Origin of the sequence: Xanthomonas vasicola, assembly GCF_000772705.2 — a bacterium.
GTDB classification, from domain to species: domain Bacteria; phylum Pseudomonadota; class Gammaproteobacteria; order Xanthomonadales; family Xanthomonadaceae; genus Xanthomonas; species Xanthomonas vasicola.
This window is the reverse complement of the sequence record NZ_JSBW02000040.1, coordinates 69,237-92,982: the sequence shown is the minus strand read 5'-3', so window position 1 is coordinate 92,982 and position 23,746 is coordinate 69,237. Positions and strand designations below refer to the sequence as shown.

Sequence of the window (23,746 nt, the reverse complement as noted above, 5' to 3'; positions counted from 1 at the left end):
TTTTTCATTTATCCCTTTTGATGTTCCGCGCCTCCGGGATGACGGAGCGAGAGTACGCATGGCGATCGACGATCTGCTGGACGAACACGAACAAGGCGAACGCGTTCGTTCCTGGTTGAGAAAGAATGGCGCGGGTCTGGTGGGCGGCATCCTGGTTGGCCTGGCCTTGATCCTGGGTTGGCAGTGGTGGCAGAAGCACACCAACACCGAGTTGGTCGAGGCCAACACCCGCTACGAGGCGGTGGTGAAGTCGATCCAGGCCAAAGACCTCGACAAGGCAGCCAAGGACATCGTGGCGCTGGACGACGGCAAGGGCGGCATTTACGCCGAGCTGGCTGCGCTGCGTCTGGCCAAGGCTCAAGTCGATGCCGGCAAGAACGCTGAAGCGATCAAGACATTGCGCGACGTGCCCGCCGAAGGCGAGCTCAAGCAGATCGTGCAGCAGCGCCTGGCGCGCGTGCTGACCGAAAGCGGCAAGCCGGACGAAGCGATCAAGCTACTGGCCGATGCCCAGGACCACGCCAGCCTGGAGATCCGCGCCGACGCACTGGTCGCGCAGGGCAAGCCGGATGAAGCGCGTGCGTTGTATACCAAGGCCCTGACCACGGTGGATGTGGCTTCGCCGCAGCGCCGGTTGCTGGAAACCAAGCTGATGGATGTGGGCGGCAAAGTGCCCGATCCGGCGGAGCAGATTTGATGAAGCAGGTTGATATGTATAAGCGCGTTGCGTTGATTGCCGTGATGGGTCTGTCGCTGGCTGGCTGCAGCACCGTCAAGGGCTGGTTTGCCGGGAAGGACGCTGCTGCCAAGAAGGCGCAGGAACCTGCCGAACTGGTGAAGTTCGAGCCGTCGGTCAAGGTCGAGAAGATCTGGTCCACCGGCGTTGGCAAGGGTGAAGGGCACATCGGCGTACGTCAGCGCCCGGCCGTGGCCGATGGCAAGGTGTATGCAGCGGCCATCACCGGCGGCGTACAAGCGCTGGACCTGCAGACCGGCAAGCGCGTGTGGGAATACAAGCCCAAGAAAGAAGAGCGTAACGATCGCAAGTTCAAGCAGCGCCTGTCAGGCGGTCCTGGCGTCGGTGAGGGCTTGGTGGTGATCGGTAGCCTGTCTGGCGACGTGATTGCGTTGAACCAGGCTGACGGCACTGAAAAGTGGCGCGCCAAGGTGCCGAACGAAGTGATCGCCGCTCCGGCCATCGCGCAGAATTTGGTGCTGGTACGCAGCAACGACGGTCGCGTAACCGCCTTCGATGCAGCGACCGGCGAGCGTCGCTGGTTCCATGCCGAAGAAGGCCCGACCTTGTCGGTGCGCGGTAATGCGCCGATCGTGACCGGCCCGGGCGTGGTGTTCGTGGGCAACGACAGCGGCACCTTGAGTGCGCTGGCGCTGCAGGATGGTCGCCCGTTGTGGGAGCAGGCTATCGGCGTGCCGGAAGGCCGTACCGAGCTGGAGCGCATGTCCGATGTCGACGGCGCACCGGTGCTGGATGGCACCACGCTGTACGCCACCAGTTTCAAGAATGAAACCCTCGCGCTGGAAGGCCCGAGCGGCCGTCCGCTGTGGACGCGCGATCATGGCGGCGCCGGCGGCGTTGGTGTGTCGTCGGCCGTTGTGGTCGTATCGGACAACGCCGGTTCGGTGTGGGGCCTGGATAAGAGCAGCGGTGCGGCGATGTGGTCGCAGGCTGCCTTGGCGCGCCGTTCGCTGACCGGTGTGGCCATCCAGGGCGATTACGCCGTGGTTGGCGATTACAAGGGCTACCTGCACTGGCTGAAACTCAGCGACGGTGCACTGGCTGCGCGCGCCCGCGCTGGACGCCACACGCTGCTGGCGCAGCCGCAGGTCGTTGATGGCATTTTGCTGTTACAAAACACCGACGGCGATCTGACCGCCTTCCGGCTGGCACAATAAGGACCTTGCGATGCTGCCCCTGGTCGCCCTGGTTGGACGGCCCAATGTCGGCAAGTCCACCATCTTCAATGCGCTGACGCGCACCCGCGACGCGCTGGTCCACGACCAGCCCGGCGTAACCCGCGACCGTAACTACGGGGTCTGCCGTCTCGACGAGCAGCAACCCTTCATCGTCGTCGATACCGGCGGTATTGCTGGCGACGAGGAAGGCCTTGCCGGCGCCACTGCGCGCCAGGCACGTGCCGCTGCCGGCGAAGCCGATCTGGTGCTGTTCGTGGTCGATGGCCGCGAAGGCGCGTCCTCGCTCGACGACGAGATTTTGGCCTGGTTGCGCAAACTTGCGCGGCCGACCGTGTTGGTGATCAACAAGATCGACGGCACCGACGAAGAAACCGTTCGCTCGGAATTTGCGCGCTACGGTTTTTCCGACGTGGTGGCACTGTCTGCCGCGCATCGGCAGGGCATCGACGAATTGCTCGAAGAGGTTGGTGCACGACTGCCCGAGGAAGGGTCCGGCGAACTGCTGGACAACGACCCGGCACGCGTGCGTATCGCCTTTGTCGGCCGCCCGAATGTGGGCAAGTCGACGCTCGTCAATCGCCTGCTGGGCGAAGAACGCATGATCGCTTCGGAAGTCCCGGGCACCACGCGCGATTCGATTGCAGTTGACCTGGAGCGCGATGGCCGCCAGTACCGCCTGATCGACACCGCCGGCTTGCGCCGTCGCGGCAAGGTGGAAGAGGCGGTCGAGAAGTTCAGTGCATTCAAGACGCTGCAGGCGATCGAGCAATGCCAGGTCGCGGTCTTGATGCTGGACGCCACCGAAGGTGTGACCGATCAGGACGCGACGATTCTCGGCGCGATTCTGGATGCCGGCCGCGCGTTAGTCGTGGCGATCAATAAGTGGGACGGGCAAAGCGATTACCAGCGTGCGCAGGCAGAAGATCTTTTGTCGCGCAAGTTGGGTTTCGTCAACTGGGCCGAGGCAGTGCGGATTTCGGCATTGCATGGTTCGGGCATGCGCGAGCTGTTCCAGGCGATTCACCGCGCGCACGCGTCGGCGACGCATGAGTTCAGCACCAGCGAAGTCAATCAGGCGCTGGAAATTGCCTATGAGACCAATCCTCCGCCGAGCATTCGCGGCCATGTCTCCAAGCTGCGTTATGTACATCCGGGCGGGGCGAATCCGCCGACCTTCATTGTCCATGGCACGCGTCTGAAGGTGTTGCCGGAGTCGTACAAGCGCTATCTGGAAAACTTCTTTCGCAAGCGCTTCAAGCTGGTCGGCACGCCGGTGCGCTTTATCTTCCGCGAAGGTGCCAATCCGTACGAGGGCAAGAAGAATCCGCTTTCCGATCGGCAGGTGGCCCGCAAGCGGCGGCTGATGCGGCACGTCAAAGGCAAGTAATTGCGCTCGTCCGCCTGACACCCGAAGGTCAGGCGGTATGGGAAGCGCGCAGGTCTGTTGCCTTTGGGTTGAAGGCGGCCCTTACGAAACGGGGCCAAGAAAGCGTCGAACACGGCACCAGTCTGGTCAAAAGTGCGTATCTGTGGAGCACGCGCTCTGCAGACAAATCGCCTTGCTGCTCTGAACAACCTGTTATGCGTTCCGATTAACAACCGGCGCAATCGCCGTCACGTGCGCGTCATTGTTCTTGAGCATAGGTAACCGACGCGCTTAGGCGACATCCCACATCGACGTGCCATGTCTTGCGTTGTCCCACCGCGCCCTGCTGCTTCAGCGGCTGAGTGATATCGCGGTTCTTCGCGGTAGCGGCGCGCTGGTATCCTGCGCGTTATGACCGACTATCCTTCCCGCATTCCTTACGCGCAGGCGCTGCAGATTCTGCGCACTGTCGCGGCCAGCAACCGTTCGCCCGATGAAAACATCGCCACCTCGCGTGCCGATGGGCGGATCTCGGCCGGTGATCTGATTGCGCCGCTGGCGTTGCCGCCATTTGCCAACAGCGCGATGGACGGCTTTGCGCTGCGGCACGCCGATGTTGGTGGCGGCGATACGTCGTTACAGCTGGTTGGCGAGCAGTTTGCTGGCGAGCATTGGGCCGGCATACTGCGTTCCGGGCAATGCCTACGCATCACCACGGGCGCACCGCTGCCCGATGGCGCCGATACCGTGATTCCCAAGGAAGATGCCGATGAGCGCGATGGCATCGTGCGCTTTCGTACTGCGCCTGGGCCGGGTGCTGCCGTACGCCCGGCCGGTAGCGACGTGCGTGCCGGCGATCTGGTGATACAGACCGGGCAGGTGCTGACGCCGGCGCGTATTGGTCTGGCTGCTGCGCTGGGTGTGTCGCGTCTTGCAGTCGCACCGCGCCCGACCATTGCGGTGCTGGCCACCGGCGATGAGTTGATCGAGCCGGGCATGCCGCTCGGACCGGGACAGATCTACAACAGCAACCGCGACATGCTGATGGCGCAGCTGCGTGCACTTGGCTATGCGCCGACCGCCTGGCCAACCTTACCAGACGACCCGCAGCGCATCCGCACCATGCTGGAAGATGCGGCCGCTGCGTTCGATGTGGTGATTACTTGCGGCGGCGTGTCTGCCGGCGAAAAGGATTATCTGCCGCGGCTGATCGGCGAACTGGGCCGCATCCACTTCTGGCGCGTGCGCATGCGCCCGGGCATGCCGGCGGTGCTTGGGCAGATTGGCCGCTGCTTGATCTTGGGCCTGCCGGGCAACCCGGTCTCGGTGCTGGCAACTTTGATCGCCTATGGCGTGCCGTTGCTGGACGGATTGCAGGGGCGAAGCGAGCAGCGCCCTGTCTGGCATGCGGCGTTGGCAAGCCCGTGGGAAAAGCGCCACGAACGCTTGGAATTTCTGCGCGGACGGTTGGAATGCAGCGAGAGCGGGCAGCTTGTGGCACTGCCGCACCGCGGTGACGCATCGCATCTATTGCGTGGCGCGGCCGACAGTAATGCCTTGATCGTGCTGCCGGAGCAGGCGCGGCGCTTCGAGGCTGGCGAAATTGTGCGGGTGATTCCTTACGCATTGTGAGCGTTCGATGGTCGACAGTGTCCGGCAGAATGATGCACGCCTTGTTTGAGTGGCGATGCAATGCGCAAAGAATGCGACGTGCGTTGCGCGACGCTTCAATATGCAGAGTCATGTCAGCTTGCGTAAGCGTTTTGGTCGTGGCGTAAGTGAAAGCCTCGACCAGTGAGAGCGAGTCGCTCCATAGCCCCTCTCCCGTCGGGAGAGGGGGGGGGGTGAGGGTAGGGCGGAAGACAGCCATCCACCCCCAAGCCACCGAAATGCTCAAAAGTAGCGACACGCATCGCATTGCATCGGTGGCAAGCCAATCAACTAACCGACTGACACCACACAGCCACTGCCAGCCGCCTCAACCAAGCGCACTCCCGCAAAATGCCGCGTAATCCGCATAGCCCCTGACCACCACGCCAGGCGCACACACCGGGCAGTGCGGATCCGGCGGCAAGCGGATATCCCGGAAGCGCATCGTTAACGCATCGAAGCTGAGCAGGCGGCCAGTCAGGCTGTCGCCAATGCCGAGCAGCAACTTGATCACCTCGGTGGCTTGCAATAAACCGATGACACCGGGCAGCACACCGAGCACGCCGGCCTCGGCACAGCTGGGCGCAAATTCCGGCGGCGGCGGTTCCGGAAACAGACAGCGGTAGCAGGGCGCATCGCCGCGATTGCGGCCTGCATCGAACACGCTCACTTGGCCTTCGAACTGCTGCACGGCGCCATAGACCAGCGGTTTGCCGAGTTTGACGCAGGCATCATTGAGCAAATAGCGCGCAGGAAAATTATCTGCGCCATCTACCACCACATCCACGTCCTGCAGCAACGCTTCGACAGTGTCGGCGGTGACGCGCGTCTGCACCGCATCGACCTGCACGCGCGGATTGAGTGCGGCAATGCGCTGCGCGGCGGAGTCGACTTTGGCAGTGCCGACGCTGTCTTCGGTGTGCAGAATCTGGCGTTGCAGATTACTGCGGTCCACCACATCGTCGTCGGCGATGCGCAAATGCCCCACACCGGCCGCGGCGAGGTAGAACGCTGCCGGCGAGCCCAATCCGCCTGCGCCGACCAGCAGCACGCGCGCACGCGACAGGCGCTGCTGACCTTCCACGCCGACCTGCGGCAGACGCAGATGGCGCGAATAACGCTCGAGAAAATCCTGCTCGTCCGGTGGCAGCGTCGGGCGCACCAGCGGCAGGCCGTCGCTCGCCCAGGCGCTGGTACCACCGGCCACCGACGCCACTTGTGCATAGCCGAGCGCGTGCAAGGTGGCAGCCGTGTGTGCCGAGCGTTTGCCGCTCTGGCAGATCAGTACGATGGCGCGGGTTTGCTCGGGCAGATGAACTGCCGGCTCTGTTTCCAGCGCGTTCTGTGCGATCGCCAATGCGCCTTCGGCCTGGCCGCTGGCACGCTCATGCAGTTGCCGGATGTCGACCAGCAAGGCGCCTTGCAAAGCGCGGGCACGGGCGTCGGCGGGGGAGATGTCGTGGCTGCTCATTTCGCCATTGTCGCGCAAATGCTGCCGCTGCGATGTGCAGTCGCCCAGCGATAGGCAGCACTCATCGCTCTCGATGAAAGCGGCGTCATGGTCGCGGCGATGCCGCGCTCGCGATCACGCTGCAGTGCGAGTGGCACCGCTGTAATCCGGCCTCGCTACACACGTCACGCGGCTCGTCCGGCCCGGTTTGCCCATTTTGCGCAGCGCGCCGAGCTGGACGTCATCGCAGCGACCGCCTCAGGAGAACCGCATGCCTATTTCATCGCAGCACGCGTCTTTCGCGCGCCATGCCATCGCCAATCGACCGCTGAGCTTGTGCATCGGTCTGGCCCTGAGTTGCAGCGCAGCGGCGCAGCAAGCCGCACCCAGCACCGATGGCGCAGTTGCACCCACGTCCACGTTGGAGGCCGTGCAGGTCAAAGGCGTGCGCAGCAGCGTGGAAAGCGCCATTGCAATCAAGCAATCGAATGCGGAAATCAGTGATTCGATCGTGGCCGAAGATATCGGCAAGTTGCCGGACAACAGCGTGGCTGCGGCCCTGCAACGCGTCACCGGTGTGCAGGTGGCACGGGCTGGCGGCGAGGTGGGGCAGGTGCTGGTGCGTGGCCTGCCGAACGTAATCACGACCCTGGACGGGCGCAACGTTTTTACCACCGTGGGCCGCGATATGGAGCTGGCCGATGTGCCGGCCGAACTGCTGCGCAGCGTGGATGTCTACAAGACCACCGGCGCGCAATTTCAGGAAGGCGGCATTGCCGGCGTGGTCGACGTGCATCTGCGGCGGCCGTTCGATTTCGATCAGGACAGCACGATTGCCGGCAGCCTGAGCGCGCTGCGTGGCGATCAATCCGGCAAGACTGTTCCCAATGGCAGCCTCACCATCAGCCAGCGCCGCGACACCGATGTGGGACGCATGGGCTGGATGGGCAGCGTGTCGTATCAACGCCGCCCGTATCAGGAATCCAATACGCTGTACGGCACGTACGATCTGCAGCAGAACCCGCTCGATCCGGGTCAGCAGATGTATGTGCCCTATACCGCTGGCGGGCTGATGGCGCGCGGTGATCGCAAGCGCAAATCGGCGAATTTTTCGTTCCAATGGGCGCCGAGCGAACACAGCGAGGTGTATTTCGACACGCTGTATATTGGCTACGACAACCGGCCACAAGTGAATTACTGGTTGCCGTTTCCGGGGCTGGCAACGCCGGAGAACACCGAATCGATCAGCGTACGGCCAGGCAGCAATGTGCTCGACGGCCTGGTGGCGCGCGATATGCGCACGCTCTCCAGCACGCAGGCGCACAAGAACGCCTCGGACACCTACCAGGCTGCGCTGGGCGGGCGTTGGACCGGCGAGCGCATGCGTGCGAGCAGCGAGCTCGCCTATACCTACAGCACTGCCAAGAACCGCTCATTCACGCTGGACATGAACACCCAGGCGCCGTTGTTGAACATGCGCTCGGCTGGCGGTGCTGCCGATGTCTGGATCACCCAGGCCAACGGCAGCGCGTACGATATGACCGCGCCCGGCAACTGGGAATTGAGTCAGTACTACGACAGCTGGAACACGCAGAAGGGCGAGGAGTGGGCTTGGCGAGGCGATGCCACGTTCGATCTTGAGTTGGGACCATTGCGATCGTTGGACGTGGGGGCGCGTGCGAGCCGGCGGACGGCGACCAATCACTCCGGCGATACCGGTGCGCGCAACAATGTGACCGGCGCACCGATCTATTTGAGTGATGTGCCGGGCCTGGCATCGGTGACGCCGGGCAATATGATCGATGGTGCGCGTGCATTCACCAGCGACCGCTGGGCGTCGGCAAACCAGGATGTTCTGCTGCAGCAACGCACGCAGGTGCGGATCTTGATGGGGCAGCCACCCGGCCCGCCGGACGAGAATCCGGCCTTGTTCTTCGATGATCGCGAAGACAACACTGCGCTCTACGCGCAGGTGAACTATGGATTTTCGTTAGGGTCCATTCCTGTTGATGGACGTGTAGGCGTGCGCGCGACACGGCTGGATTCGCAACTGCAGGGCAGCCAGTCGCTGGATGGCCTGCTAAGCCCGGTCAGCATCGATCGGCGCATCGACAAAGTGTTGCCCAACTACAGTGCCAACCTCACTTTGCATGAAAACGTGATGCTGCGCCTGGCTGGCAGCACTACGATCACGCGCCCGGAGTTTGCAGATCTCAACCCGCAGCTGGCGTTGTATCAATCCACCGAGTCGTTGCCGGCACGTGGCAATGGTGGTAACCCGCAGCTGCGTCCGGTGGAATCGCGTAATGCCGATGTGTCGCTGGAATGGTATTTCCGCCAAGGCTCGTTGCTGTCGGCTGCCGGCTTCCATCGCAAGATCGATGGCTATATCCAGAACTACGCGGCCGACGAATTCATCGGCGGCATCGTCTATTCGATCAGCCGGCCACGCAATGCAGGCGAGGGCAGCTTGAAGGGTGTGGAAGTGGGCTACACGCAGTTCTACGATTTCCTGCCGGGCTGGTGGTCTGGCTTCGGTAGCCAGCTCAACTACACCTACATTTCGGCCGAGGCCGATTCGCCGGAAGGGATCAGCCAGCCGTTGACCAACGTCTCCAAGAATTCCTACAACGGGATCTTGATGTACGAATATGCACGGTTCTCGGCGCGGGTGGCCTACACCTGGCGTGGCGACTATGCGGTGAGCTTCAACAGCTCCGGCGATCAACCCGAGCAGATCAATCAAGGCCGCGAAAAGTGGCTGGATGCAGCCTTCAACTACGAGTTGAACAAGCATGTGACCTTGTTTGCTGAGGCCACCAACCTGCTCGGCACCATCACCAATAATTATTTCGGTCAGCGGCATGGCGATTTCCCCCGCGAGATCGCATCGCCCGAACGCACCTACACGCTGGGTTTTCGCTTCCGTTTGTGATGCGAATAACGGGTTCTGCGCGCGGCGTTGGCATCAGGCTCACCGGTGCAGCGGTAGCGTAAGCACAGCAGAGGAGACCGTTATGACACCTGAGATCGATGCCCAATTGCACCAACTTGCCGAGGCACTGCCGGACATGCGCAGACAGCATCCGGACAACTTCTGGGATGTGTTCCATGCCCATTCTGAAAAAATCACCGCTGCGGCGGAATCGCAGGAGCAAGCGGCGCAGATCGTGAAACGCATTGATGAAATCCTGGCCGCCAATCAGCTGGGACCGGCGGATCCTGGTGCGTGATGCTGACCGGTCGTGTTGCTGCCCTGGTACGCGTCTTCAACAAGGCTAGCCAGTGAAGCTGCTGTGCTTGCAGCAGGACACGTCGGGGTGGCTCACGTGAATTGAAAATGGCGCTGCAGCACTACAGCACTGCAACGCCAGCTTTTTACTTGTGCTGTCTTCCTCATGGATGCGGTGAGTTCCATGACAGAGATGCAGTGATTTACGGATAGCCTGCAGTTTCTCGCGTTGATACTTGAGCGATTGCAGGCAGGTAAAGCTGGTGCGCAAGTGTGGGAGCACGCAGGTGACGACAATCGTCGTGCCCGCATAAGTCTCGTGTCCGCATGAGTGATGCCGCTAGCCAGCCGCTCCCATGCGCGCGATGTGAAGCCGGCGCATGTATCGCACTTCGCCACATGCGCTGATTCACACCTGCATGTCGGCCCGCATTGCAGCGTTCCCTGGCACTAGCACCAGGAGCAGCAATGCAGTCGTCCATCACGCCACACGGTTGCGCACCCGCGTGCGCATCTCCTACGCCAGTTTTCGCCGACGCCGTCATTGTCCGCGCGCCGCAGTGGGATGTACTGCCGCAACTGCTGCGCCGCGGCTATTTATTTGTCACCAGGCAGTGCGAGGCGCTGGGCTGTGATGCGTTTTCGGCGCGCCTGGCGGGGCGCCCCGTAGTATTCGCACGCGGCCCCGATGCGGTAGCAACCTTCTACCACCCCGGGCGCTTCAGCCGTTTTGCTGCGCTACCGTCCACCACATTGCGCCTGTTACAGGGCAAGGGCAGCGTGCAACAACTCGACGGTGAGGCGCATCAGCATCGCAAACAGTTATTCATGCAAGTCCTGTCGCCCGCGCAGGTGTCGCGTCTGGTTGCGTGTTTTATCGAAGAATGGGAACGGCAGGCCAGCAACTGGCAGCGTAGCGCGCATTTCAAGTTGCAGCATGAGGCTGAGTATGTGCTGTATCGGGCTGCATGCCGCTGGGCCGGGTTGACCTTGCGTGGCCACGATAGCCGTGCAATGGCACGCGATGTGGGTGCCATGATCGGCGGCGCCGGTGCGGTGGGCGTACGCTGGCTGCGTGGTTGGCGTGGACGTCGTCGGGTCGAACGCTGGGTTGCGCAGAGTGTGCGTAACCTGCGCCGCGCACGCACGCCTGCGGACGCAAGCGTGGCCGCCAGCGTCGTCGTCCATCGCGATGCGGATGGCACGCTGTTGAGCGAACAGGTCGCGACAACCGAGCTGATCAACCTGCTGCGCTCGATTGTCGCAGTGGCACGCTGGATCACCTTTTCGGCGCTGGCACTGCATGAGGACCCCACGCTACGTCCACGCCTGCGTGCCGGTGAGCCTGGCTTGCTGCAGAATCTAGTGCAGGAGGTTCGCCGCTATTACCCCCTTCTTTCCGATGGTGGCTGGGCGGGTGCGCGTGCCGTTCGAATGGCGCGGCAAACAGTTTCGAGCGGGCGACTGGATGATTTTGGATCTGTATGCCAGCAATCATCACCCCGGCGTCTGGCAAAACCCGCAAGTGCTGGATCCGTCACGCTTTCGGCAGTGGCAGGGCAGCGCGTTCGATTTTGTCGCGCAAGGTGGCGGTAGTTTCGACCGCGATCATCGATGCCCCGGCGAAAACCCGACCATTGCGTTGATGATGACAGCGATCGATGCGCTGGCAGCAAGCGATTACGTCCTGCCAGCGCAGGATCTACGCTACCCGCTGACGCGCTATCCCACGTTACCGCGCAGCGGCTTAGTGACCAGCGCTTTCAAAGCCGGAGGATAAGGCCAGCCATGCGACCTTCATGCGACGTGAGGATGCATTGCGCTGCAGCAGGCGGCCTTCGCCAGGTCTCGACGCTGGCGCGACAATCGAGTTACACAGCGAAGCCCAGCATTGGTGCACATCATCCAGCTGGAGACTTTCATGACCAAACGTCGCCCGATACTGCTTGTCCTGGCTTTGTGCGTTGGCGCCAGCGCGTCTGCGCAAGCGCAGGACGCCACACACTCGGCAACGCCCGGCGGACAGCAAACCACAGGTGCAGCAGCACCCAGCGAAGATGAGCGCGAGGCGCTCGGCATGCTGAGTGCCATCAATACCAGCGAGATCAATGCGGCGAGTCTGGCATTGCAGAAGCAGGTACAAGGCGGCGCGCGCGACTACGCAACGCGCATGCTCAAGGAGCACACCGATAACAACCAGAAGATTGCCAAGTGGCAACCGGACACTTCTGCAACGGGTGCCAAGCTGCAGATGACCAAGGGCAAGGCAGAACTGGCCAAGTTACAAAAGCTCGACGGTAATGCGTTCGAAACCGCCTACATCACCGCCATGGTCAAAGACCACACCGATGCGCTGACCGCGCTCGACAAGCAGCTGATTCCGCAGGCGAAGACGCCGCAGGTGCTTGAACACCTGCAGACCACGCGCCGCCACGTCGCCGATCATCTGAGCAGTGCCAAGGCGCTGCAGACCACTAGCAAGCGTTCTGGAGCCCACTAGCCATGGCCGCATTTCCGATCAATCCGGTACGCAACGACGATGAAGGCACGCACATTGTGCGCAGCTTGACGATCCGCGCCGAGCCTCATCAGATACTGGACGCCTGGTGCGATGCCAATGTGCAGCAACGCATCCTGCAGGGCGCTGCCGAGCTGGTCTCGGGCGATGGCCAGGCCTCGCGCTGGCAGCTGCATGCGCCGCTCCATCAAAATGTGGCCGTGACTCTGTACCGCGCCGATGCGCGGCTCGGCGAAGCGGTGCGTTACGACGCCGAAGGCGAACACGGGCTAAGGCTGAGTATTGTGTTGCAGGTGCGGCCGGCACGCGGGCGCCAGGCCAGCGAAGCGACACTGAGCCTGCACTACGCCGTCGAGGGCCTGCTGGCGCAGCTGTTGACCAAGCAGGTGGATCCCGCGCCCTACCTACTGGCCGGCAAGGGACTACGGCGACTACGCGCATGGCTGGAAGCCGGTGAGGTTCCAACCTTGTTGCACACCCCATCGGCGCGCACGTCGGCGCGTTCGCATTGCTGAGGAGAATTTTCCGTGCGAGCACTTTGCTGGAATGGCGTCAACGATTTACGTGTGGAAACCGTACCCGACCCGGTGCTGGTCAATCCGCGCGATGTGATCCTGAAGGTGGGGCTCACGACCACCTGTGGATCGGATCTGCATTTTATCGATGGCTATCTGCCGACCATGCGCGAGGGCGATGTCATCGGCCACGAGTTCATGGGCACGGTGGTGGAAGTGGGCACTGCAGTGAAGAACGTGCGTGTTGGTCAGCGCGTGGTGGTGCCGTCCTTTATTTCCTGTGGCGGTTGCTGGCATTGCGAGCGCAAGGAGTTTTCGCTGTGCGACAACACCAACCCTAACTGGGAGATGCAAGAGCCATTGCTGGGCCATCCAACCGCCGGAATTTACGGCTACACGCATGCCTTTGGTGGCTATGCAGGCTCGCACGCTACCTACATCCGCGTGCCGCACGCGGATGTAGGGTGTTTTGAGGTGCCCGATGGCGTCTCCGATGAGGATGCACTGTTTCTATCGGATGCAGGCCCCACCGGTTTCATGGGTGCAGACTTCTGCGATATCCAGCCCGGCGACACGGTGGCGGTCTGGGGCTGTGGTGGGGTCGGGCTGATGGCGCAGCAGAGCGCACGCATCCTGGGCGCAGAGCGCGTCATCGGCATCGACCGGTTGCCTGAGCGTCTGGCGATGGCGCGCGATGTATTGGGTGTGGAGGTGATCGATTATTCGGCAGTCGACAGCGTGGTGGATGTGTTGCGCGAAATGACCGGCGGGCGCGGTCCGGATGCGTGCATCGATGCGGTTGGCATGGAAGCGCACGGCACCGGGATCGGCCACACCTATGATCGGGTCAAGCAGGCCTTGCACTTGCACACTGATCGTGGCCAGGCACTGCGAGAAGCCATTTTGGCTTGCCGCAAAGGCGGCATCCTGTCCGTTCTGGGCGTGTACGGGGTGATGGACAAGTTCCCGCTGGGTGCGGTGATGAACAAAGGCCTCACTGTGCGGACTGCGCAGCAACATGGGCAACGGTATGTGCCCAAGTTGCTGGACCTGGCTCAGGCCGGTCGACTCAAATCCGGCTTTCTGCTGACCCACAAGATGCCGCTGGAAGATGCAGTGCGCGGCTATGACATGTTCAAGCACAAGCACGATGGTTGCGTGCGTGCGGGGTTTGTTCCTTAGCGCGGCGGACAAGCCAGTGCGCTTTGTTGCAAGGCGAGCGTCGCTGCCAGTCGAAGTCGGTACCTTGCGCTTGTAGGCACCTGTTCCAGATACTACGTTCGCGCATGCTGGCAGCTACGTGCCACGGATTAACCGTTCTTTTCGCTCAAACGCATTGCCGCGTTCTTGAGCCAACTGTCGCCCTGCTGCGCGGTTGCAGCAGGGTTTTTGTATCGTCGGATCAACGGTTGTTGGCGTTGGCGTCTACCACACAGGGAATGGGTTTGGCATCGGGGAAGTGTGCATGCAAGGCATCCACGCCGTGCTGCGGCTTTGCCAGCGGCGTGAGGTCCTGACGGTTGGCGCGGCGCTCTGCGGTAGAAACCGGAGCGGCCTGGTCGCGTTGTGCAATCAGTGGTTGCTGCAGCTCCCCATCGCGATTGAACGACCATGCCAGCATCGGCTCGCCCAGCGGCAAACTGTCGCCCGGCGCAGTGCCCTTGCGCGAATGCCAGGTGTGCCAGGTCTTGCCGTAGCTGTTGATCTTGTTGCGCATTAGCTCCTTCTCTGCGATCTGTGGCAGATTGGGAGCGGAGAGCTGGCCGGAGAGAATCTCTCCGTTATGCGGATGCCAGAAGCTGCGCTCCTGTTCCGGCAACTGGGCAAATAGGGTTTCTGAGATGATGTATTCAATGCCGGTAAGGTTGGCGCGGTCGGTGTTGCCGTCGTAAAGCGCGCATTGCGCGAAATCCTCATTGACTTGTTGGCAATAGTGATGCGCTTCCATCTGCTCATCTGGCGCGTCCTTCATTGGATGAAAGCCAACCAGATAAATGTCCAGCTTGCCGACCGGGCCATTGGGTTGCAGAACCTTTGCACCGGCTTCAAGCACATTGGTCTTGGCACTTTCTGGCGCGCCGGGCGGGGTGACTGAGGAGGGGCTGCGTGAGCAGCTGGTGCAGAGCGCAAGGCCAATCAACAATGCGGAATGTCGCATGGCAATTCCAATCAATGAATGTGCCTCAAGCTAAGAGCGCCGGCGGTTTGCGAAACGTGAGCGCGGGCAGGAGCACAGCGCGCAGCTTCACCTCGCTTGAGCATCGGCTTAATCAGCCTGCGGTCATGCTGTTCCACCACGCAAGCGGCCGCCAGCACTCTATGTCAGCCAACACACGCAAGATCGCCACGTTCAACGTCAATGGCATCACCAGCCGTCTGCCACACCTGCTGGAATGGCTGCAGCGTGAGCAGCCGGACATCGTAGGTCTGCAAGAATTGAAATCGACGCAAGCGGCGTTTCCGGAGCAAGCGATTCGCGATGCTGGTTACGGGGTGATATGGCAGGGCGAGAAATCCTGGAATGGCGTGGCCTTGCTTGCACGTGGTACCGAGCCGGTAGAGATTCGTCGCGGCTTGCCCTGGGACCCTGGCGATACGCAAAGCCGCTATCTGGAAGCGGCCATTCACGGCGTGGTGGTGGCCTGCCTGTATCTGCCCAATGGCAACCCACAGCCCGGGCCGAAATTCGATTACAAGCTCGCCTGGTTCGAACGCCTGATCCGGCATGCGAAAACGCTGGTGGACCTGCCGCATCCGGTCGCATTGATCGGCGATTTCAACGTGGTGCCCACGGATGCGGATATCTACGAACCCAAGGGCTGGCGCAAGGATGCATTGCTACAGCCGGAAAGCCGTGCGGCGTACCAGACGCTACTAGCGCAGGGCTGGACCGACAGCTTGCTGGCAATGCACGGCGCTACCCCGATCTACACATTCTGGGATTATTTCCGCCAGCATTTCGCGCGTGACCGTGGCTTGCGCATCGATCATTTGCTGCTCAATCGCAAGCTAGCGCCTGGCCTGCAGGATGCAGGCGTGAATAAGTGGGTGCGTGCGCTGGAAAAGGCCAGCGATCATGCGCCTACCTGGATCAGCGTACATGTGCCCGACGCGCAGGGTAAGGCGGCAGTGGATGCCGGGCATGTTGAGAAAGTACGCAAGCCGGTGGCAGTGAAGAAGCCGGCTGTGCGCAAGACGGCAGCCAGGAAGGCGCCTGCCGCGACGAAGAAAGCTGTCAAGAAGATGGTTGCAAAGACAGCGACAACTGCATCGGCGAAGCCGCGCAAGTCAGCCAAAAAACGAGACTGACAATCTCCCTCAGCCTGCTGGCGCTATCCCCACCAGACATCTACGTCACGCGCTCCAGCTTGCGGCGTTTGAGCTGCTGAAATCCGTAGCCGGTGAGGGCCGTCAGCAGGATCAGTACATTGCTGACGATAAACACCGCATTGCCAACCAGATAGCTGTACAGGGTGAACAACACCGAGGCGCTGATCTGGCCGAGGAGCAACCAGCGCGAGACCCTGTGCGCGGCGTCGGAGCGCCATTGTTTGTAGATCTGCCGGATCAAGGTGGCGATCAGGATGATGCGGCGAGCCAGCCGACATAGTCGACGAATTGCATGCGTTGCAGTTGTTCTCACGTGCGGCCTGCAGCCTTGCAACGTGCACTGTCTGCATGCTGTTTGAGCAGCTTCAAGCGGTGTATGCAATGCGTGATGGGCTTTGGCTATGCAAACGTTGCGCCGCCGCAACTGCAGCGCCTGTACCTGCTGCGCCAGGGGCCGGTATCCTAGTCGGGTCAACCATTGATCGGCACTGTCCTGCACATGATCAGTTATGCCGAAGCACTTGCGCTGCTCCACGCGCACGTCGCAACGCTCACCAGCGAGTGGGTGGCGAGCGCCGATGCGGAAGGCCGCGTGCTTGCAGACGCGTTGTCGAGCCCGGCCGAGTTGCCGCCTTTCGATAACAGCGCGATGGATGGATTTGCGCTGGCAACCGCCGGCGCTGGCGCGTTGGCAGACAGCGAGCACGTAGTGAGCGGCACCGTGGCGGCCGGCCAGGATGCTGGCGCGGCCGCAACAGGTGCGGCCTGGGAAATCATGACCGGGGCTGGCGTGCCCGCAAGCGCCGATGCGGTGGTGCCGATCGAGCAGGTTCAGATTCTCGAACACGACGGCGAGCGCCCCTGCCGCATTCTGCTGCGTCAACCGGTGCGTACAGGCCAGCACATCCGTCGTCGCGGCGAAGACGTGTCCCTGCACGATCGCGTGATTGAAGCCGGTACCGTGGTGCGCGGTGCGCATCTGATGCTGCTAGCGGGCTTGGGCTGCGCGCGTGTGCAGGTGGTGCGGCGGCCTCGTGTGGCCTTGATCGCCACCGGGCGCGAGTTGATCGGCAACCCGGCGCAACCTTTGCAGCCTGGCCAGATCCACGACGGCACCAGCAGCTATCTGCTGAGTCAGCTGCGTGCCGCCGGTGCAGACGTTGTGTGGCGCGGGCAGGTGGGCGATGACGATGCGGCGTTCGACGCTGCGCTGGCGCAGGCCCGCGATGCCGGTGCCGATCTCATCCTGAGCACCGGCGCGGTCTCGCGTGGTCGTTACGACTTCATCCCGGATGCACTGGCACGCAACGCTGCGGCGTTGCTGTTTCACAAGGTCGCGGTGCGGCCAGGCAAGCCGGTGTTGCTGGCACGCTTCGGTGACGGTGCGCTGTATGTCGGTTTGCCCGGCAACCCAATGGCCAGTGCGGCCGGACTACGCTTTTTTGTCGAGCCAGCAGTGCGTGCTTTGTTGGGCATGCCGCTGGAACGTAGCCTACGCGTCGCGTTGGAAACGCCGATGCAGGCACGACCGATCTGGCGGCAGCATCTGCGCGCACGGCTGCTGTGCAGCGCGGCGGGGGAGTTGTCGGTGCAGATCCTGCCGCAGCAAGAATCCTTTCGTGTGGTGCCGTTGCTGCAGGCCAACGTCTGGGCCGTGCTGGAGCCGCAGGACGAAGGCGCAGCGCCGAGCACACATGCCGAAGTCTTCGGTTTGGGCCATCTGCAGCCAGCGGCGCCGGCGATTACGCCATGAAAACGCATCTGACTGACATGAAACCTGGTGCGGCTGCATGACGGCGATGCAGCCGTGGACAGGCGTTGTGCTGGCCGGCGGCCGTTCGTCGCGTATGGGGCAGGACAAGGCGTTGTTGTCCTGGCATGGGCGCCCGTTGTTGGAGCAAATGCAGGCGCTGCTGCGCGAGGCTGGTGCGCAGCACGTCCTTGTCAGCGGCGACCGGCCCGATTACGCCGGCATTGCCGATGCCCAGCCTGATCTGGGCCCGCTTGGCGGCCTTGCGAGCGTGATCGCACGTGTGGCCGATGCAACCACGCTGGTGGTGGTGCCGGTGGATATGCCGCTGTTGTCGGCCGCGTTGCTGGGCAAGCTGCTGGCGCCGTCGCAACATCGCTGCGCGGGCTTTGCGGATCAGATGCTGCCAATGTGCCTGCGCATTGATGCGGACGTGCGTGAGGCCTTGACCGCGCTGATGGCTGGCGCTGCATCGTCACGCTCGCTGCGCGCCTTGCAGCGTTCACTGCATTGCCATCGCGTGGCTGTCACCGCCAGCGAACGTGCCGCGTTCGTCAATTGCAACACGCCCGAGCAATGGAGTGAGCTGATTCATGAAAATCCAGATTGAAGGCCAGCAGTTGCGGTTCCGCATCGACGAAGCGGAGCTAGCCGAACTCCTGGCCGGGCGCACGGTCGACAACGCGAGCCGGTTGCCGAGCGGGCAGGGTGCGCGACTGGTGCGACACAGCGTGAGCCTCACCGGCGGTCACGCCGCGTGCAATTGCGCCACCGATCATTGGCAATTGCTTGTGCCGCGCGGCGCGCTCGAAGAGCATGCCCGGCAATTGCCCAGCCGCGAGGGTTTGAACTTCACCTTCGATGCCGGTGCAGGGCATGCCGAAACCATGGCGCTGCGCGTCACCTTTGATATCGATGTGCGCGACAGTGCGCGTAAGCGGTTTCCGAAAGAGTGATGTTGCACGCGCGCAATGCGATGAGGCTGCGGTGGTTGAAGTGAGGCAGAGCTCGATATGCCAGCCTGCAGGATGTCAGCTCAGGCAGTTGCTGCGGTATGTGCCGTTTGCTTTCACCAGCTCGTCGCCAGTCACGACACCGCGTTCAACCGCGCACATCTGCGGGCGCAATTCCTGGCACGCGGTCGCATGCCAGACCGCACGCCTGCAAGGCAACCGCGATCGTATCCGCAGCCACATCGTCGTAACCGGCGCCGCTACGCAATGCGACCACATGCAGCCCTTCGCTAGCCAGTTCCACGATCAGCTGCTGTTGCGCGTCGGTTGTCTGCGGTAACGCGCGGCGTGAGGCGTCGCGACGCGCAAGCTCCAGCACTGCATCGGGAATGCGTTCGTCGATCAGCAGCACATCGGCCAGATTCATCGCGCGCAGGGCTTTCAAGCTGAGCAACCCCGGATCGCCGGGGCCGGTGCCGACCAGTTGCACGCTGCCACGCGCCGGGATGGCGCCGGCATCGTCCAGTGCTGCGCTGAACGCGGTCTCTGCCGCTGCGTCATTGCCAGCCTGCAGCAACAGCGGTACCTCGCCGTCGATGACGCGGTCGAACCAGCGGCGGCGCCGGTTCATGTCCGGAAACTGGCTGCGAATGCGCTCGCGGTGTTTTGCGAATAGTCCGGCGAAGCGGCCGACCGATGCATCCAATTCACGCTCCAGCCGTTCGCGTAAACGCCGTGCCAAAATTGGCGCGGCGCCTGCCGAGGAGATGGCGATGATCAGTGGGTCGCGGTCTACGATGGCCGGCACCTGATACGTCGACAGCTCGGCATCGTCCACCACATTGACCAGCCGGTTTCGTAAACCTGCAGCGGCAGCTACACGCTGATTCAAATCGGTGTCGTCGGTCGCGGCCACGACTAGCCAGACATCGTCGATCCATGCCGGGTCGAACGCGCCACCCAGTTGCTCGAAGCGGCCGGCTTGCATCAGCAGCGCAAGCTCGGGCGAAAGCGCGTGCGCATACAGGCGGATATGCGCTTCGGCTTTGAGCAAGGCCAGTACCTTGCGCGTGGCGACTTCGCCGCCACCGATCACCAGCACGGCACGCCCCTGCAGATTGGCGAACAACGGGAACAACGGCATCAGACACACTCCGAAAAGATGGCTCTCATGGACGGCATGTTGCATGGCACCATCAGGCCACGTCCACGTCCACGTCCACGCCTCGCTGCCGCCAATGCGTGTTTTGCTGGTCAACGATACCCAAAAGCCAATCGGCGAACTGCGCCAGGCGTTGACGTGCGCCGGCTACATCGTGCTCGACGATGTGGCATCGGTCAGTGCGTTGTGCATGCGGTGCAGAGCCAGCAGCCCGATGTAGTGGTGATCGATGTGGATTCGCCTTCGCGCGATACCTTGGAGCAGCTGTCGATGCTGCATGCGCATGCGCCACGGCCTGGAGCAGCAACGCCGCCTTACCAACCTGGGCGAATTGGCAATGACAGCCAGCGCGCTGCTGCCGGGCCTACCGACGTTGTTGTTGGTGGGCAACGCTTTGGCCGAAGCTGCTGCAGGGTGCGACGACCGCTATGGGACGATGGCGGCGCAAGCGGTGGGTTGAGGGCGGCACATCGCTTTTTGCATCGCAGCAAGGTGGGGCGATTCGCGTTCACGGTTTCTAATGGACTTCGTGCGTGTCGAGCCGGGGACCACTCGCCAAGTCTTTTGGCCCGCCGCCGCCACGCGCCGTCAACGGTATGCAGGGTTGCCGGTTCGGGTCTGCAGTCCGAGTCCGCCCTCCGTATCCACACCAGTACGCGCAAGAGCAAAGGCATGCGTGCAGCATGTGCAGAAGCGCCTAACCCGTTGAAGGCGTCAGTGCGCGCCAAGATGCGGGGGCAGCCTGCGTGCAGACGTTTCCTTTCTAATTCAGCTGCTACTGGCGCTGAGTAACAGCGGCGGCAGACCAGTCGTGTGCCGCTGTCTGAGCGTGCCATGGCAATGTGGCCGAGTAATTTTGCCGCATCACTCTCCCGCGCATTGCGCTGCGCCGGGCAAGCCAGCACCTAAACGATTTCCTGGGGCACGAGGGTCTGGTGCGTTGTGAGGGCAGGGCCGACCCTCTCACAGGTTTGGTAGCAACTGAACCAGACGAGCCTGAGCAACGCCCGCGTCCCCGACAGGGCAGTTGCTCGTATGCGCATTAGCTCATTCTGCTGCAGCTCCGCAATCCGCTTTGAGCCATATCTGTCCGCAGCAGTGCCTGTGGTAGCGATCCACTTAAGGGTACGGCCCATCATATGGCGACGTAGAGGTGCGCAAGATTTGCGCAGCGAGCGCAGCTGTTTTTTCCTGCATCCACACGCAACGCACCGCGAAACATGCCTTTCAGGGTTGGCACGAATGTTGCGGTAGGCCTATTACCTAGCCGTAACCGAAGCATCGAGAGGAGGCACAGTGGAAGACGGACAAAACACAACCCGTAGCCGGCGCGGCTTTGCCGCATTGGATCCGGAAAAGCGTCGCGTGCTCGCAAGCAGCGGCGGCAAAGCCGCGCATGCCAGTGGCAACGCGCACGAATTTACTAGCGACGAAGCACGCGAGGCTGGCCGTAAGGGTGGCCAGGCCGTGAGCCGCGATCGCGATCACATGTCGCGGATCGGCAGCAAGGGCGGGCGTTCCAAGCAGTCCAGGCCGCAGGAAGAATCCGCATAATCCAGCCATAGGCGCGCTATGGCGCGCCGGTCTTGCAGTGGTTATGTTAGACACAGGCGCTATGCCCACCCGGCTTGGCGCCTGTGTTGCTTTCGCCTGACGCAGGGCAAATCATTGCCCGCCGTTTGCGCAATCGATTGCAGTTCTTTTGTGGTCGATCACGGCGAGTGACGCTTGATGTGCACTTCAAACGTGGAAATTCCTTGCTGTACAAAGCATCAAGCGCAAGTCGGAAATTTTTGCAGTCCTGTTGGATGTCTGACATCGATTGCATGGAGAAATTTCACTTTCGCCATGCTGTCGCTTTCCAACACGGCAGCATTTGCATCTACTCCAGTTGTCTGGCCGCCGGTGCAGCCGGTGGGTGAAGCATCGCAAGCGCTGACAGGAGTCCGCATGCATTCGACCTGATGTGAGGTCAGGCGGGCGGGCGGTCCAGCGCCTTGGGGGTTGCGCGCAGATCTGTCGTTGCGCATCAGTCGTGGCGACACGTGGGCTATCCGCAGCGCTGCTGCATGTGTCAATGCCACGTAGACAGCGCACGCGACGTTCACCTGAAACAGCCGCGTATTTCATGTGCGTCGCGGCAGGCTGGACACATCGCACACAAACAGGAGAACCCCATGGCCGAACCCCAAGAAAATCTGATGGACTGGTTGCGCGACGCACATGCAATGGAGCAGCAGGCAGAGCAGATGCTCAAGGCCCAGGCCGCACGCATCGAGCACTACCCCCAGCTCAAGGCGCGCATCGAGCAGCATCTGGAAGAGACCCTGGGGCAGCAGCGCTTGGTCGAGTCGTGTATCGAACGCCTGGGCGGCTCGCCGTCGGTCATCAAGGACACCATGGGCAAGATGGCAGCGTTCGGCCAAGCCATGGGCGGCATGACCACCTCCGACGAAATCGTCAAGGGTGCAATGGCCAGCTACGTGTTTGAGAACCTGGAGATCGCGACCTACACAGCGTTGCTGGGTGCCGCCAAGACGGTGGGCGATATCGAAACGCAGCGCGTATGCGAGCAGATCCTGCCGCAGGAACAGGCCATGGCCGATTGGCTGCTGGCCCATCTGCCGGAGCTGACCGAAGAGTTCCTGGTCCGCGATGCCACCCCAGGTGTTACCGCGAAGAAGTAAGCATCGCCAAGCACGCTACATTACACAGGCCCCGCAGCGCGGGGCCTTTTTGTTCTGCAAGCAGAGCGCTTACCCTTGGCGTTTTCCTCGTATCGGTGTCTGCAATGTCGACCAACGCAACCTATCCGATCGGCACGCCTGGGCAACCGTGGGGTGAGCCGGAGCGCGCCGCGTGGCGTGCACGCCAGCTGCAGCAGCGCAGCTATGCGGACGATGTCGTGCAGCAGATTACCGCCTTGGCCGCGCGCTACCAGCGCGTGCAATATGGAACCATTGCCCACGCGCAGGGGGACTATGCGCTGCTGGCACTGCGTAGCGCCGAGTGGGATGACCGCCTGCCGTGCGTGTTGGTCACAGGCGGCGTGCACGGCTACGAAACCAGCGGCGTGCAAGGTGCGCTGCAATTCCTGCAGCAGCGCGCCGCCGAATACGCCGGCAGATGCAATCTGTTGGTGGCGCCATGCATCAACCCGTGGGGCTATGAGCGCATCCAACGGTGGAATGCCCACGCAGTGGACCCGAATCGCGCATTCCGCGACAACAGTCCTGCCGAAGAATCGGCCGCACTGATGCGGCTGGTTGCTGCGACCACAGAGCGGATGCTGGTGCATATCGATCTGCACGAAACCACCGACAGCGATGAGAGCGAGTTCCGCCCCGCCTTGGCGGCGCGCGATGGTGCGACGTTTGTGCCGGGCGGCATTCCAGACGGCTTTTATCTGGTCGGCGACAGCGAAGACCCGCAGCCAGCCTTCCAGCAGGCGGTGATCGCGGCGGTGGCAGAGGTGACGCATATCGCGCCTGCCGATGCGGATGGGCGGCTCATCGGCGCACCGGTGGTCGGGCACGGCGTCATCAACTATCCGGTGCGGCGGCTGGGTTTATGCGCCGGTGTTACCGATGCGCGCTATCGCACAACCACCGAAGTCTATCCGGATAGCCCACGCGCCACACCCGAACAATGCAACGCTGCGCAGGTGGCGGCGATCTGTGCGGCAATCGACTATGCATTGGCGCAGAGCTGAGGGTGGGGCACATCCGTCGTAAACAGCAGGGTGTGCGAGTAGGTATCTGTGCGCCATGTGCGTCGCCGCGACTCGCGCGCGGAGCTGGCTCAAGTTCACTAGAGACGTCGAAGGCATAGGGGACGCGTGTCCGCAACGACTCAATAGTTTGCCCGCGGCGTTGAGCTCCATCC

The 23,746-nt window shown here is 62.3% G+C and carries 19 protein-coding genes and 4 pseudogenes; 19 read left to right on the top strand and 4 right to left on the bottom strand.

Features of this window, described 5'->3' with window-relative positions; all coding sequences use genetic code 11:
* Positions 1 to 58: 58 nt before the first annotated feature.
* The 4 genes from NX05_RS10740 (at position 59) to NX05_RS10725 (ending at position 4,933) form a co-directional block, all read left to right on the top strand.
* Positions 59 to 697 (top strand): YfgM family protein, encoded by a 639-nt coding sequence (locus tag NX05_RS10740; RefSeq protein WP_039437950.1) that lies wholly within the window; start codon positions 59 to 61, stop codon positions 695 to 697.
* Positions 697 to 1,914 carry an outer membrane protein assembly factor BamB gene (gene bamB / locus NX05_RS10735; RefSeq protein ID WP_039437948.1) on the top strand — a complete coding sequence of 406 codons (1,218 nt, stop codon included), beginning with the start codon at positions 697 to 699 and terminating at the stop codon, positions 1,912 to 1,914. Before NX05_RS10740 ends, bamB begins: the two co-directional genes overlap by 1 nt.
* A gap of 10 nt (positions 1,915 to 1,924) precedes the next feature.
* Positions 1,925 to 3,322: a ribosome biogenesis GTPase Der gene (der, locus tag NX05_RS10730; RefSeq protein WP_039437945.1), complete on the top strand. Its 1,398-nt coding sequence runs from the start codon at positions 1,925 to 1,927 to the stop codon at positions 3,320 to 3,322.
* 390 nt (positions 3,323 to 3,712) lie between these two features.
* A complete protein-coding gene (locus NX05_RS10725) occupies positions 3,713 to 4,933 on the top strand; it encodes a molybdopterin molybdotransferase MoeA (RefSeq protein WP_010373528.1) in 1,221 nt (406 codons plus the stop codon).
* A gap of 346 nt (positions 4,934 to 5,279) precedes the next feature.
* On the opposite strand, the gene moeB is transcribed toward NX05_RS10725, so the two are convergent.
* Positions 5,280 to 6,440 carry a molybdopterin-synthase adenylyltransferase MoeB gene (gene moeB, locus NX05_RS10720; RefSeq protein WP_080764571.1) on the bottom strand — a complete coding sequence of 387 codons (1,161 nt, stop codon included), beginning with the start codon at positions 6,438 to 6,440 and terminating at the stop codon, positions 5,280 to 5,282.
* A 232-nt stretch (positions 6,441 to 6,672) separates the two neighbouring features.
* Between moeB and NX05_RS10715 the strand changes: the two genes are divergently transcribed.
* From NX05_RS10715 to NX05_RS10690, 6 genes and pseudogenes are all read left to right on the top strand, one after another.
* Positions 6,673 to 9,336: a TonB-dependent receptor gene (locus NX05_RS10715; RefSeq protein WP_039437941.1), complete on the top strand. Its 2,664-nt coding sequence runs from the start codon at positions 6,673 to 6,675 to the stop codon at positions 9,334 to 9,336.
* Positions 9,337 to 9,418: 82 nt separating this feature from the next.
* Complete coding sequence (locus NX05_RS10710; protein WP_039437939.1) at positions 9,419 to 9,634, top strand: hypothetical protein; 216 nt, start codon at positions 9,419 to 9,421, stop codon at positions 9,632 to 9,634.
* Between the two features lie 542 nt (positions 9,635 to 10,176).
* Positions 10,177 to 11,413: pseudogene (locus tag NX05_RS10705) on the top strand (cytochrome P450).
* Between the two features lie 141 nt (positions 11,414 to 11,554).
* The gene (locus NX05_RS10700; protein WP_039438096.1) at positions 11,555 to 12,133 is read left to right on the top strand and encodes a DUF4142 domain-containing protein; all 579 of its coding nucleotides are present in this window, start codon (positions 11,555 to 11,557) and stop codon (positions 12,131 to 12,133) included.
* A 2-nt stretch (positions 12,134 to 12,135) separates the two neighbouring features.
* The gene (locus NX05_RS10695) at positions 12,136 to 12,666 is read left to right on the top strand and encodes a hypothetical protein (protein ID WP_039437938.1); all 531 of its coding nucleotides are present in this window, start codon (positions 12,136 to 12,138) and stop codon (positions 12,664 to 12,666) included.
* Positions 12,667 to 12,678: 12 nt separating this feature from the next.
* A complete protein-coding gene (locus NX05_RS10690; RefSeq protein ID WP_005914488.1) occupies positions 12,679 to 13,848 on the top strand; it encodes a zinc-dependent alcohol dehydrogenase in 1,170 nt (389 codons plus the stop codon).
* A gap of 220 nt (positions 13,849 to 14,068) precedes the next feature.
* Here NX05_RS10690 and NX05_RS10685 read toward each other — a convergent pair whose 3' ends face one another.
* Positions 14,069 to 14,839, bottom strand: a complete 771-nt coding sequence (locus tag NX05_RS10685) for an OBAP family protein (protein WP_039437936.1) — start codon at positions 14,837 to 14,839, stop codon at positions 14,069 to 14,071.
* A 146-nt stretch (positions 14,840 to 14,985) separates the two neighbouring features.
* Here NX05_RS10685 and xth point away from each other — a divergent pair, with 146 nt between their 5' ends.
* Positions 14,986 to 15,975: an exodeoxyribonuclease III gene (gene xth, locus NX05_RS10680; RefSeq protein ID WP_039438093.1), complete on the top strand. Its 990-nt coding sequence runs from the start codon at positions 14,986 to 14,988 to the stop codon at positions 15,973 to 15,975.
* Positions 15,976 to 16,015: 40 nt separating this feature from the next.
* Here xth and NX05_RS10675 read toward each other — a convergent pair.
* A pseudogene (locus NX05_RS10675) lies at positions 16,016 to 16,290 on the bottom strand (hypothetical protein).
* A 184-nt stretch (positions 16,291 to 16,474) separates the two neighbouring features.
* Between NX05_RS10675 and NX05_RS10670 the strand changes: the two are divergent.
* From NX05_RS10670 to NX05_RS10660, 3 genes are read left to right on the top strand one after another with little or no spacing between them, the layout of a single operon-like run.
* The gene (locus NX05_RS10670; RefSeq protein WP_080764570.1) at positions 16,475 to 17,749 is read left to right on the top strand and encodes a molybdopterin molybdotransferase MoeA; all 1,275 of its coding nucleotides are present in this window, start codon (positions 16,475 to 16,477) and stop codon (positions 17,747 to 17,749) included.
* Between the two features lie 37 nt (positions 17,750 to 17,786).
* Complete coding sequence (locus NX05_RS10665) at positions 17,787 to 18,356, top strand: molybdenum cofactor guanylyltransferase (protein ID WP_017118740.1); 570 nt, start codon at positions 17,787 to 17,789, stop codon at positions 18,354 to 18,356.
* Complete coding sequence (locus NX05_RS10660) at positions 18,340 to 18,702, top strand: hypothetical protein (RefSeq protein ID WP_039437932.1); 363 nt, start codon at positions 18,340 to 18,342, stop codon at positions 18,700 to 18,702. Before NX05_RS10665 ends, NX05_RS10660 begins: the two co-directional genes overlap by 17 nt.
* Positions 18,703 to 18,847: 145 nt before the next feature.
* On the opposite strand, the gene NX05_RS10655 is transcribed toward NX05_RS10660, so the two are convergent.
* Complete coding sequence (locus NX05_RS10655) at positions 18,848 to 19,843, bottom strand: NAD(P)-dependent oxidoreductase (protein ID WP_039437930.1); 996 nt, start codon at positions 19,841 to 19,843, stop codon at positions 18,848 to 18,850.
* Positions 19,844 to 19,937: 94 nt separating this feature from the next.
* Between NX05_RS10655 and NX05_RS10650 the strand changes: the two are divergent.
* From NX05_RS10650 to NX05_RS10625, 5 genes and pseudogenes are all read left to right on the top strand, one after another.
* Positions 19,938 to 20,158 (top strand): annotated as a pseudogene (locus NX05_RS10650) (ANTAR domain-containing response regulator); the annotation flags it as partial.
* A 1-nt stretch (position 20,159) separates the two neighbouring features.
* Positions 20,160 to 20,321 (top strand): annotated as a pseudogene (locus NX05_RS10645) (uroporphyrinogen-III C-methyltransferase); the annotation flags it as partial.
* Between the two features lie 836 nt (positions 20,322 to 21,157).
* Positions 21,158 to 21,415, top strand: a complete 258-nt coding sequence (locus NX05_RS10635; RefSeq protein ID WP_039437925.1) for a KGG domain-containing protein — start codon at positions 21,158 to 21,160, stop codon at positions 21,413 to 21,415.
* A gap of 623 nt (positions 21,416 to 22,038) precedes the next feature.
* Positions 22,039 to 22,548 (top strand): ferritin-like domain-containing protein, encoded by a 510-nt coding sequence (locus tag NX05_RS10630; protein WP_010380742.1) that lies wholly within the window; start codon positions 22,039 to 22,041, stop codon positions 22,546 to 22,548.
* A 104-nt stretch (positions 22,549 to 22,652) separates the two neighbouring features.
* Positions 22,653 to 23,573, top strand: a complete 921-nt coding sequence (locus NX05_RS10625) for a M14 family metallopeptidase (RefSeq protein WP_039437923.1) — start codon at positions 22,653 to 22,655, stop codon at positions 23,571 to 23,573.
* Positions 23,574 to 23,746: the final 173 nt, after the last annotated feature.

Excerpts from the sequence above, each read along its gene's own strand:
- NX05_RS10655 (WP_039437930.1), bottom strand. The coding sequence starts at position 19,843 with ATGCCGTTGTTCCCGTTGTTCGCCAATCTGCAGGGGCGTGCCGTGCTG.
- NX05_RS10695 (WP_039437938.1), top strand. The coding sequence starts at position 12,136 with ATGGCCGCATTTCCGATCAATCCGGTACGCAACGACGATGAAGGCACG.
- NX05_RS10625 (WP_039437923.1), top strand. The coding sequence starts at position 22,653 with ATGTCGACCAACGCAACCTATCCGATCGGCACGCCTGGGCAACCGTGG.
- xth (WP_039438093.1), top strand. The coding sequence starts at position 14,986 with ATGTCAGCCAACACACGCAAGATCGCCACGTTCAACGTCAATGGCATC.
- bamB (WP_039437948.1), top strand. The coding sequence starts at position 697 with ATGAAGCAGGTTGATATGTATAAGCGCGTTGCGTTGATTGCCGTGATG.
- NX05_RS10665 (WP_017118740.1), top strand. The coding sequence starts at position 17,787 with ATGACGGCGATGCAGCCGTGGACAGGCGTTGTGCTGGCCGGCGGCCGT.
- NX05_RS10725 (WP_010373528.1), top strand. The coding sequence starts at position 3,713 with ATGACCGACTATCCTTCCCGCATTCCTTACGCGCAGGCGCTGCAGATT.
- NX05_RS10740 (WP_039437950.1), top strand. The coding sequence starts at position 59 with ATGGCGATCGACGATCTGCTGGACGAACACGAACAAGGCGAACGCGTT.
- der (WP_039437945.1), top strand. The coding sequence starts at position 1,925 with ATGCTGCCCCTGGTCGCCCTGGTTGGACGGCCCAATGTCGGCAAGTCC.
- NX05_RS10700 (WP_039438096.1), top strand. The coding sequence starts at position 11,555 with ATGACCAAACGTCGCCCGATACTGCTTGTCCTGGCTTTGTGCGTTGGC.
- NX05_RS10715 (WP_039437941.1), top strand. The coding sequence starts at position 6,673 with ATGCCTATTTCATCGCAGCACGCGTCTTTCGCGCGCCATGCCATCGCC.
- NX05_RS10660 (WP_039437932.1), top strand. The coding sequence starts at position 18,340 with ATGAAAATCCAGATTGAAGGCCAGCAGTTGCGGTTCCGCATCGACGAA.
- NX05_RS10630 (WP_010380742.1), top strand. The coding sequence starts at position 22,039 with ATGGCCGAACCCCAAGAAAATCTGATGGACTGGTTGCGCGACGCACAT.
- NX05_RS10710 (WP_039437939.1), top strand. The coding sequence starts at position 9,419 with ATGACACCTGAGATCGATGCCCAATTGCACCAACTTGCCGAGGCACTG.